This is a genomic window from Bacillota bacterium (assembly GCA_012839765.1).
Taxonomy (GTDB): domain Bacteria; phylum Bacillota; class Limnochordia; order DUMW01; family DUMW01; genus DUMW01.
On the sequence record DUMW01000048.1, the window covers coordinates 1 to 11,890 of the forward strand.

Annotated in this window: 9 protein-coding genes; 6 read left to right on the forward strand and 3 right to left on the reverse strand. The window is 55.2% G+C overall.

Translation table 11 applies throughout. The annotated features are described in order from the left end of the window. The first annotated feature begins 634 nt into the window (after nucleotides 1-634). The 6 genes from GXX57_04990 to GXX57_05015 all read left to right on the forward strand — a co-directional run bounded on the left by GXX57_04990 (nucleotide 635) and on the right by GXX57_05015 (nucleotide 7,414). Entirely contained in the window at nucleotides 635-1,414 is a 780-nt protein-coding gene (locus GXX57_04990) for a TrmB family transcriptional regulator (protein ID HHV44003.1), read from the forward strand. Between the two features lie 34 nt (nucleotides 1,415-1,448). Then, a complete protein-coding gene (locus GXX57_04995) occupies nucleotides 1,449-2,666 on the forward strand; it encodes an acetate kinase (GenBank protein HHV44004.1) in 1,218 nt (405 codons plus the stop codon). Nucleotides 2,667-2,688: 22 nt separating this feature from the next. Beyond that, nucleotides 2,689-3,684 carry a tRNA epoxyqueuosine(34) reductase QueG gene (gene queG / locus GXX57_05000; GenBank protein HHV44005.1) on the forward strand — a complete coding sequence of 332 codons (996 nt, stop codon included), beginning with the start codon at nucleotides 2,689-2,691 and terminating at the stop codon, nucleotides 3,682-3,684. A 62-nt stretch (nucleotides 3,685-3,746) separates the two neighbouring features. After that, complete coding sequence (locus tag GXX57_05005; protein HHV44006.1) at nucleotides 3,747-4,625, forward strand: hypothetical protein; 879 nt, start codon at nucleotides 3,747-3,749, stop codon at nucleotides 4,623-4,625. Nucleotides 4,626-4,639: 14 nt separating this feature from the next. Then, nucleotides 4,640-5,389, forward strand: a complete 750-nt coding sequence (locus GXX57_05010) for a sugar phosphate isomerase/epimerase (protein HHV44007.1) — start codon at nucleotides 4,640-4,642, stop codon at nucleotides 5,387-5,389. Nucleotides 5,390-5,503: 114 nt separating this feature from the next. Beyond that, nucleotides 5,504-7,414 (forward strand): FAD-dependent oxidoreductase, encoded by a 1,911-nt coding sequence (locus tag GXX57_05015; GenBank protein ID HHV44008.1) that lies wholly within the window; start codon nucleotides 5,504-5,506, stop codon nucleotides 7,412-7,414. 31 nt (nucleotides 7,415-7,445) lie between these two features. Here the strand turns inward: GXX57_05015 and GXX57_05020 are convergent, their stop codons facing one another. The 3 genes from GXX57_05020 to GXX57_05030 form a co-directional block, all read right to left on the reverse strand. Further along, nucleotides 7,446-8,087: a LysM peptidoglycan-binding domain-containing protein gene (locus GXX57_05020; protein HHV44009.1), complete on the reverse strand. Its 642-nt coding sequence runs from the start codon at nucleotides 8,085-8,087 to the stop codon at nucleotides 7,446-7,448. Between the two features lie 152 nt (nucleotides 8,088-8,239). Further along, a complete protein-coding gene (locus GXX57_05025) occupies nucleotides 8,240-9,718 on the reverse strand; it encodes a rhamnulokinase (protein HHV44010.1) in 1,479 nt (492 codons plus the stop codon). Between the two features lie 49 nt (nucleotides 9,719-9,767). Continuing rightward, nucleotides 9,768-11,576: an L-fucose isomerase gene (locus GXX57_05030; protein HHV44011.1), complete on the reverse strand. Its 1,809-nt coding sequence runs from the start codon at nucleotides 11,574-11,576 to the stop codon at nucleotides 9,768-9,770. Nucleotides 11,577-11,890 lie beyond the last annotated feature (314 nt).

The following is an 11,890-nucleotide window of genomic DNA, read 5'->3' on the forward strand; positions in this document are numbered from 1 at the left end:
ATCGGAGCCCAATAAACTGACCAAAGATGCCAGAGACATGGGAACATACAGCCTCCCTATAGACGCGACGCCAAGGGTTTAGTAAGACTGTTGTCTGTTTCACACATACAGATCCGTGGTGCTATTGGTCGCCATCCGACGGTGGAACCACCGCTTCCGTACCCCAAAAGCTAAGGGGAGCCGCGGAAACCCTTCATCCAAAGCAAGAACCGACGTCCTATCCCCAGGCCCGCCCACCAATGCGGTTTTCGCAACCTCGGTTTCTAGAAAACCCTGTTACCCCAGACCTTTTTCACTTGGTCTGTGCCAAGATACATGAAGTTCTCAAAGGAGCCTTCGAAAGAGCCATGATCGGTCCCAAATACCTGCGCAAACCGGTTGAAATACGGTATTTTTCCCTGTATAATATCCTTGACTACCTAGGTAGTGTAGTGGCCTAAAGAGGCAGCAGAAGCTCGTTAAGACAGGTTTGTTATTGGGGAATTGTGGACCCCAGGCGCAAACCAAAGGTTTTAGAGCATCTGTACTTCCGGCCTTCTTGGAACAGAGGTAGTATCCAGTACTTCCACAACAAAGGGGGAAGACCGCAGCCATCCCACCACCCTCTTGGTGGTGGGTTTATTGCGGATATTTCGTGGAACGGTTACAGGAGATAATTGCGTCAATAAAAGATCTGGGCTTCACAGAGTACGAAGCCCGAGCATATATCGCAGCCTTACAGAAGGGCCAGCCGGTCACTGGATATGAACTCAGTAAACTATCCGGCGTTCCCACTTCCAAGATTTACGAAACCATCGATCGTCTTAAAGAAAAGGGAGCCCTCTGGGCCAATCTTACTGATCCCGTCAAGTATGTAGCTGTCAATCCCCAGCAATTGCTTCGACAATGTCAACAGCAGTTTGAACAAACCATCAGTTTTCTCAACGACAATTTCGCTCAACTTTTCATCGACAAGGGTTCCGAGCAGATCTGGAACATACACGGCTACGACAGCATCCTCGCCAAAGCAGAAGACATCATTGAAAACTGTACCGACCAAGCCTTGGTGGCCCTGTGGCCAGAGGAAGCAGAGCCTTTGGAACACGCGTTGTCGAACAAGGATCGGGTGATCGTCTTGGCCTTTGGGGATTTGGCTTCCTTGGGAACCACCCGTTTGTTCCAACATGATTACCAAAAAGCAGTGGAAGAAGAACAGAAAAATCGACTCTTTGTAGTCACCGCCGATGGTGAGGAGGCACTGATTGCCACCATGCACCAGCACGCCCACGGAGTTTGGACAACAAACCCCGCCCTCGTCCTCATTGCCCAGGAATACATCAAACATGAGATCTATCAAGTACGTATCATGCGGCACTTTGGGGAGGAGTTTGCGGAGGTTTTTGGTCATAATCTACAAAAATTACGTCTCGGTTAGCGAGCACAACAGTAGGAGAAAGGATTGGATAATTGTGGACGTATTAGTAATCAACAGTGGGAGTTCCTCATTAAAGTACAAGCTGTTCAACATGGAGAACGAAACGGTTCTCGCTTCGGGCCTGGTGGAACGGATCGGCGTAAACGGCACTGGTAACTATGTTTTTGCCCATAACGGCCACGAGAAGCGGAATCTGGAAAGACCCATCGAGAACCATCGGGAAGCCCTGAAGCTAGTACTGGACACTCTCCTTGATCCCACCTATGGTGTTGTAAAGGATCTTTCAGAGATCTATGCTGTGGGCCACCGGGTGCTCCACGGTAAAGAGGTCTATGATGATTCCGTAGTGATCACCGACGAAGTAGTCACCACCCTGGAAGGTTTCATCGAACTAGGTCCTCTGCACATGCCCGCCAATATCATGGGGATCAAGGCCTGTAGTGAGCTGATGCCCAACGTGGTCCAAGTGGCCGCTTTCGATACTGCCTTCCATCAGACCCTACCGGAGAAGGCCTTCTTGTACGCTGTTCCCTACGAACTATATAAAGAACACGGTATCCGCAAGTACGGGTTCCACGGCACTTCCCATCGTTACTTGGTGCACCAGGCCGCCGAAATCCTGGGACAACCCCTGGAGGACCTGCGCATCATCACCATGCATCTGGGTAATGGTTGCAGTATGGCCGCGGTGAAAGGCGGGGTCTGTATCGATACTACCATGGGACTGACCCCCTTGGAGGGGCTCGTCATGGGTACCCGGTCCGGTGATGTAGATCCGGCCATCACCCGTTTTCTGGCGGAAAAACTCAATATGTCCATCCTGGACATTGATCGCATGCTAAACAAAGAGAGTGGTCTGTTGGGGATCTCCGGCATCAGCTCCGACATGCGGGATATCCATGCCGCGATTAGGGAAGGCAACGAGCGGGCACGCTTAGCCTATGAAGTATTCGTTTATCGAATTCGGAAGTATGTGGGTAGCTATGCCGTGGCCCTCGGCGGCGTGGACGTCATGATCTTTGCCGGTGGCATCGGCGAAAACGACCATCAGGTCCGTTACGATGTCTTGAAAGATATGGAGCTGTTGGGCGTGGAAATCGATGAAGCTAAAAACCAAAAGGGTAACAGGGCTGAAAACATCATTTCTACCGATACATCTAAAGTAAAGGTCATGGTCATCCCCACCGATGAGGAACTGGTCATCGCCCGGGATGCCCTGCGCCTGGCGAAAGCGGAATACGCTGTAAAATAGGTTACAAACAGGAGGGGCAAGATTGCCTTTGACACTCACTACTAAGCTTCGGGAAAAGGCAAGGGAATTGGGAATCGATGCCTTAGGCATCATCCCCGCCTCCTCCTTCCAACGTTTGGCCAGCCTGTTAGAAAAAAGAACCCTTTCCCCCTGGGCCCCCCAGGATCGAAACGCGGCCATCGACCCGAGCTTGGTCCTCCCCAAGGCCCAAAGCATCATCTGCACCGCCATTTCATATAACAACGAAATCGGAAACAGTACAGGACCCCGCATCGCCCGGTATGCCCGGGTACAGGACTACCACCGGGTGTTTACCGGGAAGCTTAACCAATTGGGCCAGTATCTACAGGAGCTTACCGGCGCCCAGTTTCGTGTCTGTGTGGATACAGGCCCCCTCTTCGACCGGGAAGCGGCGTATCTGGCTGGAATCGGCTTCTATGGAAAGAACAATTGCATCATCCATCCGGAGCTGGGCTCCTGGGTTTTTCTCGGGGAGATTGTCACCACCTATCCCCTCCCCGCCACTGGGGTATCCCCTTTGGTATCGGCCTGTGGAGATTGCCAACGCTGCCTTCAGGCCTGTCCCACCCAAGCCCTTGGGCCTTACCGGTTGGATTACACCAAGTGTCTTAGCTATCTCACCCAGAGCAAAGAATTCATCCCCTTGGATCTTTGGCCCCAGTTTGAAAACACCCTTTACGGGTGCGACCGCTGCCAGGAAGTCTGTCCGAAAAACCGCAGGGTACCAGTCAATTGTCATTGGGAGTTTGCACCCCTGGCCCCCTTTACGCAACCCATGGATCTAGCTCGGCTCCTGGGGCTGTCCAACAGAGACTTTAGGGAAATCTTCGGGGCGACCCCCATGGGGTGGGCGGGCAAGGCAGTGCTGCAGCGCAATGCCGTGATCGTCTTAGCCAACGAAGGTACTCCACCGGCCAAAGACCTGATTGTTCAAGCCGCTAAAAGCACCAGTCCTCTGGTACGCAGTCACGCCGAAGCCTACCTTGCCCATCACTAGCAGGAAATTCAGGAGAGTGTAACGAACACTTTGCCAAGAATCTTCAAGGAAGGGTCGGTTCCATGACAAGGCTTCGCTGTGCAGTAGTTTTGGCCCTCATAGTCCTGCTTTTCATCGGTTGCACAACGACATCCTTTGCCTATTCCATCTCCGGAACCATCACCGACAACAAGGGAAGACCCATTGCTGGTGTAGTGGTCGTCACCGATGAGGATCCGCCCAAGATAGCGGTCACCGATGTCTGGGGACGATGGACCATCACCGGACTGACAGGGATCGTCAGGGTAACCGCTAGCAAACCCGGACGGATCTTTATTCCGGCCTCTCAGCTGGTGACAGGCCCGACAAACCGCCTGGATTGGACCCAGTCCCTGACCCCCATTGTCGGTGAGGCGGTAGCCACCCGGGAACAGGCCCGGGCCTGGCTAGACCATCGGGCTCCGGGTTGGGGCTGGTTGGCGGATTTATATTACGACATTGCCCCGGAATACGGGATTAGGCCCGATGTGGCCTTGGCCCAGGCGGTGAAGGAAACGGGGGCCTTCCGCTTCGACGGCATCGTGCAAGCGTGGCAGAACAACTTCTGTGGCCTGGGGGCCACGGGCACGCCTAGCGACGGGAACACCCCGTTAAATGGAGCCGATCCTACCCAAGTGCGTTTTCAGGCCGGCATATGCGGCGCCATCTTCACCAGTGCCGCCGCGGGCGTGGAAGCCCATATCCAGCATTTGTACGCCTACGCGACCACCAAGGCTCTGCCTGTGGATAAGGTTCTCCTCAGTCCACGCTTTGTCTACGTAAAGCGGGGTACTGCCCCCTTTGTGGAGTATCTGGGAGCGAGGGAAAACCCCAGCGGCAGTGGGTGGGCCTATCCAGGGCATACCTACGGCGCCACTTTGGTCTGGAACTACATCGAAGATCTAATCAGCTTTCCATATTAGAAGGAGTTGTGAGGATGCTTAAATCAGGCTTAGTATCGATCACCTTTCGTAAACTAACCCCCCGGCAGATCGTGGAGTTGGTTCAAAGGGCCGGGTTGGAAGGAATAGAATGGGGCGGCGATGTCCACGTCCCCCACGGGGACCTGGAAACGGCCAAATCTGTGCGACAATTGACCCAGGACGCAGGACTTTACACCGCGGCATACGGCTCCTATTATCGCTTGGGCGAGCCGGAACCAGATTTCTCCGCGGTACTCAAGACCGCTAAGGTTTTGGGAGCTCCCACCATTCGAGTGTGGGGCGGTGTCCGTCCCTCGGAAAAAGTGGATGAAGAGTATTATCAACGGATCGTGGAAGATGCCCGCCGCATTGCCCGGATGGCCCAAACCGAGGGGATCGTCGTGGCCTTGGAATTCCACGGTGGCACCATCACCGATACCAATGAAACCACCCTCCGCTTCTTGGCTGATGTGGCGGAACCAAACCTAAAAAGCTATTGGCAACCCGCGGTGGATGTGAGCGTGGAGTACCGGATAGCAGGACTCAAAGAGCTACTTCCCTACCTGGTAAATGTGCACACCTTCTACTGGGAACCTCGACACACCCGGCGGGCCCTGGCCGAAGGCGAGACAGTGTGGAAGCAATACCTGGAGGTAATCAAGACTTCGGGTAAGGAACACTGGCTGTTGGTGGAATTTGTCCGGGACGATGAGCCGGAGGCCTTCATGGAGGATGCGAAGACCCTGCTGAACTGGCTAAGATAGCCTACATTAACAGATGATTCAACTAGGCTCCCAGCAAGTCCCGGAAGAAGAAGTATAAAACTAAGCCCTAGACAGACATTAAAACATAAGCCAATATCAAGGAGGAGAAAAGCCATGTTTACCAAGCTGTTTTCGCCGGGCAAAATCGGGAGCCTCACATTGAAGAATCGTTTGATCATGCCTGCAATGGGATCGGGGATGCAGGACAGGGAAGGCTACGTCACCGAAAGACTGTATCACTACCATCGCGTGCGAGCAGCGGGCGGTGTGGGCATGGACACGGTGGAGATCGCGGCGGTCCATCCCACCAGCGGCGGATCGGGGTTGGCCATTTGGGACGACAAGTACATCCCCAAAATGAAGGAACTGGTGGATGTGATCCATCAAGGTGGGGCAGCAGCCTGTCTGCAATTGTGGCATGCGGGACGCCAGACCAATTCCCGGGTCACCGGGAGGCCCATCGTAGCCCCCTCCCCCATCCCCTGTCCCCTCTGCCAAGAGGAACCGGAAGAACTCAGTAAGGAGACGATCAAAGAGCTGGTAACTGCCTATGCCCAAGCGGCCCGGAGGGCTAAGGAAGCAGGTTTCGATGCCGTCGAACTCCACGGGGCCCATGGGTACCTCATCGCCCAATTCATGTCCCCCTATTCCAATAAACGTATAGATGAATACGGCGGCACCCTGGAAAACCGGGCCCGTTTCGCATTGGAGATCATCGCCGCGGTGCGGGATCAGGTGGGGCAGAACTACCCCCTCCTCTATCGGTTGAGCGGCGAGGAAATGGTGCGGGATGGGCTGACCATCGAGGATACGAAGAAGATCGCGAAGATCCTTGAAAAGGCAGGAGTAGATGCCATCCACGTTTCCATCGGTGCGTACGAGTCTTTGCGCTATACGGTACCTCCGATGGATCTGCCCCGGGGCTTCAACGTCTGGGCCGCGGCCGAGGTAAAGAAGGTAGTAGACATCCCTGTCATTACCGTGGGTCGTATCAACGACCCGCAATTGGCCGAAGACATCCTGGCCAAGGGCCAGGCGGACTTCATCGCCATCGGTCGTGCCTTGCTGACGGATCCCGAGTTTCCCAACAAGGCTCAGCAGGGACGATGGGATGAGATCAGACGTTGTATCGCCTGTAACCAGGGTTGTGTAGACCGACTCCTGTTGGAGGGCAAACACGCCACTTGTATCCTCAATCCGGAATGTGGCCGGGAGCAAGAATTCGAGCCCCTCACCCCCTCGAACAAGACCGTAGTGGTCGTGGGAGGCGGGGTGGCAGGTATGGAAGTGGCTCGACTGCTTAAACTGCGCGGCTGCAACGTAACCCTCTTTGAAGCCACCGATCGTCTCGGCGGCCAATGGCTGCTAGCCGGTGTCCTGCCGGACAAGTATGAAATCCGGGAGGATGCCCAATGGCTCATCAACCAGGTGAACAAGTTGGGCATTAATGTACAGTTGAACACGCCGGCGGATGTGGATAGAATCATGGCGGAGAATCCCGACGCTGTAGTTATCGCCACCGGATCAAGCCATGCCAAACCGAACATCGCCGGAGTGGACCAACCCCACGTGGTCTTTGCCAATTCTGTCTTGAAGGGCGAGGTCGAAGTAGGTCCCCAGGTGGTAGTCATTGGTGGTGGAGCCACTGGCCTGGAGATTGCAGACTTCTTGGCGGAGCAGGCCCACAAAGTGACCGTGGTAGAAAGCCTGGGAGACATCGGTGGAGCCACGGGCCCAGCCCGCAAATCCTTCCTATTGGAACGGCTAGCCAAGGGCAAAGTGAGGATCCTCACCGAAGTCGAAGTCCTTAGGATAAACCCCGACAGCGTGGATGTTTCCCTGGGGGACCGGGAGGATCGGATCCCCGCGGACACCGTGGTAATCGCCGCGGGCATGGAAAGCAATAACGAATTGGCAAAGCAGCTGCCCCCGGGAGTGCACGTAGAGATCATCGGCGATGCGAAAGAACCGGGACGTGCTACCGCAGCCATTTACGATGCTCATTTGGTGGCCCGCCGGATCTAAGAAACAGGGTGCCTCACCGGCACCCTGTTTCTTAGTGGCGAAAGAAGACATGCTGCCCGATAACCACCGTCACCGGTTGTTGGCGCACCCATTGATTGTTGGTCTTTTGGGGATTGTAAAACCCGTTGGCGCCTAGGGAAGGGTCCCGGCCCAACAGGGCCTCATGCACCGCGTTGACAGAATCGGGACCCGCGGGCAAATCGATCCGCCCGTCCCGCACCGGGCTATACTGATACGCCCCGGCCACCACTTGATAGATTACCTCATAGATGGTATCCGGATACCGGGGATCCGCCAGCCGGTTTAACACCGAAGCGGCCACTGCCACTTTCCCCTCGTAGGGTTCACCTTCGGCTTCCGCGTGGACGAGCCGAGCAAAAAGATCCAGCTCCCAGGGTTCCAAAGCAAACCGATATTGATCCTCGGCCCCCGGGGGTAGTAGCAGTTGCTGACCCACCCTCAGCGCCTCTGGGGACACTCCGTTGAGGGCCACCAGGGCATCGACGGTGGTGTTAAACCTTTGGGCAATCCGCCACAGGGCATCCCCCGGCTGCACCACATAGAACTTGTTGCTGGGCCCAGGGCCCAGGCCTTGATCCAGTTGTTGACAACCCGCGAAAAGAAGGCCAAAGAGTAGTATCATCCCCACCGAAAACAGTATTCTTGACTTCATCTGTTTCCCCCTCCAGTAGCATACCATGTGGACCAATTATCGATTTTCCAGGTAGATTTTCTTATAATTCTCTCAATTCGACAGATGGACCAAGAATACTTCTGGTAAGTGTTGGGGGGAGGAATCGGCCCAAGTCCTTGGGCCGATAACAATCAGCTTAGCAACTCTTTGAAACGTTGGTATTGCCCATCGAAGGCCTCGGTGTTTTGGGGGATGTACTCCTTCTGGGGGAAAGATCTGGCCACACAGGCCCGGATCTCCTCGAGGCTGCCCACCTGTCCGGCCACCATGGCCTGAACCATGAGATTACCGATGGAGGTAGCCTCCACAGGACCAGCGAGGACCCGCTTGCCCGTGGCATCCGCGGTAAACTGACACAGGAGTTCATCCTGGATACCCCCACCAACAATATGCAGCACCGAAAGCTCCCGCCCCAGGATCTGCTCCAAGCTCTCCATGGTCACCCGGTATTTCAACGCTAGACTCTCGGTGATACACCGAATGATTTCCCCCTTGGTCTCAGGCACCGGCTGGTTAGTATTCCGACAAAAGTCCTGGATCCGCGCAGGCATGTCCCCTGGTGCCACAAAGGATTCGTGATCGGGATCAACAAAGGCCCGGAAGGGTTTTGCTTCCTTAGCCAATTCCGCCAATTGACCAAAACTCAAATCTTCCCCTTCCCGTTGCCACTGACGCCGGCACTCCTGGACCAGCCACAGGCCCATAATATTCTTCAGGAACCGAATCCTATTGGCAACGCCCCCTTCATTGGTGAAACTGAGGGAGGCACTCTCCAGGTTAATGATCGGCTGATCGATCTCCACACCCATAAGGGACCAGGTACCGGAACTGATGTACGCGAAATCTTTGGAAGATGCGGGCACCGAAGCCACCGCAGAGGCGGTATCATGGGAACCCACCGCCACCACCGAGATGTCTTCCCCACCGCCGAGCTCCTCCACCACTTCCGGCAACAAGGGACCCAACACCGTTCCCGGCGGAATGATGTCGGTAAAGATATTGGGCAGGCCCAGCTTATCAATGAGATCCCAATTCCAAATCCGCTTCACCGGATCCAGTAGCTGGGTAGTACTGGCAATGGTATACTCCGAGGCCATGCGTCCGGTGAGAAAGTAGTTGAGCAGGTCGGGAACAAGGAGCATTGCTCTTGTCTCCTTGAGGATATGCTCCTGGAACTGCTTCACCGCAAAGAGCTGAAAGATCGTGTTCAGCTTCATGAACTGAATCCCCGTTTGGGCGTAAAGATCCTCCGGAGGAATCAGCTCAAAGACCTTCTCCATCATCCCATCGGTGCGGGAATCCCGGTAGTGGTAGGGGTTGCCTAGAAGATCGCCGTTCTTATCCAGAAGGCCGAAATCCACACCCCAGGTGTCGATAGCAATGGATACAATGTCTTTATGTCCTCCATTGAAGGCCTTGCGCAGACCAAGCTTGATCTCGTGGAACAAACGCAGGATATCCCAGTAATGATGTCCCCGCAGGGAAACGGGTTCATTGGGAAACCGGTGGATCTCCTCGATGGACAAACGTCCCTTTTCATATATCCCCAACATCGCACGGCCACTACTGGCCCCCAAATCGAAGGCCAGCATCTTCACCGGCGCGCCCATAGGAATCACCTCCGCAAGGGATCTGGGGGGCCATAGCCCCCCAGTGTGACTAACCATACAACGGACCGAAGTTCTTGCAGGCTCGGTAATCGGCACCTTCCAGGTCGCTGGTCCCGAAGGCACTCCAAGCGCTAGGCCGGAAAATCTTCTCTTCCGGTACATTGTGCATGCAAACGGGGATCCGCAGCATGGAGGCCAGGGTAATGAGGTCCGCACCGATATGACCGTAGCTGAAGGCTCCGTGGTTTGCACCCCAGTTGGCCATCACAGAGTAAACATCCGTGAAGGCACCCTTACCGGTAAGCCGTGGTGCAAACCAGGTAGTGGGCCAGGTGGGATCCGTGCGTTTGTCCAGGATGTCGTGGACTTCCTTGGGCAGCTCCACGGTATAACCTTCGGCGATTTGCAGCACCGGACCAAGGCCCTTGACAATATTCAAACGGGACAGGGTCACCGGCATACCTCCCTTACTCACAAAGTGGGAGGAGAAACCGCCGCCCCGGAAATAGCCCCGGTTGGCGGGACACCAAGAAACAGCGTCCAGACAAGCCTTGGCCTCCTCAGGGGTGATCTCCCAGTAGGGCTTCATTACCGGTTGACCGTCCTGGGTCTGGCGACCACAGCCGTCGATGGCCGCAGAACCGGAGTTAATCAGGTGGATAATCCCATTCTCCGCCAAGCCCGTCAGCTCGCGACCCGTCACTCGCTTCACTGCGTCAGGACTCCAGTAGGTGCGTACATCAGCAAAGACTTGGGCCCGATCGGTGAGTAGGTAACCAAAAAGCATGACCGTCCCGTTGAGGGAGTCATTCTCGGTAGCCACCAGATAGGGCTGCCGAATGCCCTCCCAGTCAAAGGAGGAGTTCAGAATAGCTTCCATAAAATCGCCGTTGGGGAAGTGATCTGTCCACTGCCGCTGCCCCTGAAAACCAGCCAGGATGGCGTTGCGCCCTTCGGCCTCCTCCGCATAACCCAATTCCGCAAGGCGAGGATTGCCCACCATCAAGTCTTTGGCGATCAGGGCCATCTTGGTCACAAACGCCCATTCCCAATCCTTCCGTTCCCGAGAGGACTGCAACTCCGGCGGGTTAGGATCCCAACCCTCTTTACAGTGCCGCTTCACCCAGGCCAATGCCCGCTCGTACTCCTCAGGATCATATATTTCTTCATTGATCCGACGGATAAACTCAGACATGTCCACATACTCGTTACGCATCCCCAGGTACTCCTGGAAGAAGCTCTGGTTCACCATGGAACCGGCGATCCCCATGGAGACAGAACCCATGGACAGGTAGGATTTGCCCCGCATGGTGGCCACCGCTAGACCAGCCTTGGCAAACCGCAACAGTTTCTCCGCCACATCGGGAGCGATGGACGTATCTGTGGCATCTTGGACATTCTGGCCGTAGATACCAAAGGCCGGCAGTCCCATTTGATTATGGGCCGCCAGCACCGCAGCAAGATAGACCGCGCCGGGCCGCTCGGTGCCGTTAAAGCCCCAAATGGCCTTGGGACGATGGGGATCCATATCCATGGTCTCCGAACCGTAGCACCAGCACGGGGTTACGGAGATGGTGACCCCAACCCCTTCCCTGGCGAACTTCTCTTCAGCCTTTGCGGCCTCGCTGAATCCGCCGATGGTGGTATCTGCGATGACGCACTCCACGGGCATCCCATTGGCATGGCGAAGGTTCTTGGTGATTAACTCCGCCGCCGCCTTGGCCATGTTCATGGTCTGCTCTTCCAAAGACTCCCGCACACCCCGCCGCCGGCCGTCAATGACAGGGCGAATCCCTATTTTCGGCATGCGACCCCGCCAACGGTTCTGCGGTTCCTGTACAACAAAATCCTGTTCCATTCTACTTCCCTCCGTATAAGATATTTACCTCTCTGTATTACCCACATCTTCCGCCGGCTCTGGTAAGGCCAGAGCCGGCGGACCTCTACTCGGCCCAACAAACCGAAGAACTATCCATACAACCGACAGCTACTTCTCAATTGCCTATTCGCTACAAAAGAAGGTTAATCCTGCCAAGAAACCCGGTAAACTGGGGTTTTGACATAAGCCCAGGGAAAAAAAGAAAGAACGTGTGCTAAGTTGACCGTTCGATCCCATATCGTTCCAATATTTCATCTGGCGTGCCAAGCTCCTTTGGCAGTAGTCTCACCGTG

Excerpts from the sequence above, each read along its gene's own strand:
- GXX57_05015 (HHV44008.1), top strand. The coding sequence starts at position 5,504 with ATGTTTACCAAGCTGTTTTCGCCGGGCAAAATCGGGAGCCTCACATTG.
- GXX57_05030 (HHV44011.1), bottom strand. The coding sequence starts at position 11,576 with ATGGAACAGGATTTTGTTGTACAGGAACCGCAGAACCGTTGGCGGGGT.
- GXX57_05020 (HHV44009.1), bottom strand. The coding sequence starts at position 8,087 with ATGAAGTCAAGAATACTGTTTTCGGTGGGGATGATACTACTCTTTGGC.
- GXX57_05010 (HHV44007.1), top strand. The coding sequence starts at position 4,640 with ATGCTTAAATCAGGCTTAGTATCGATCACCTTTCGTAAACTAACCCCC.
- GXX57_05025 (HHV44010.1), bottom strand. The coding sequence starts at position 9,718 with ATGGGCGCGCCGGTGAAGATGCTGGCCTTCGATTTGGGGGCCAGTAGT.
- GXX57_05005 (HHV44006.1), top strand. The coding sequence starts at position 3,747 with ATGACAAGGCTTCGCTGTGCAGTAGTTTTGGCCCTCATAGTCCTGCTT.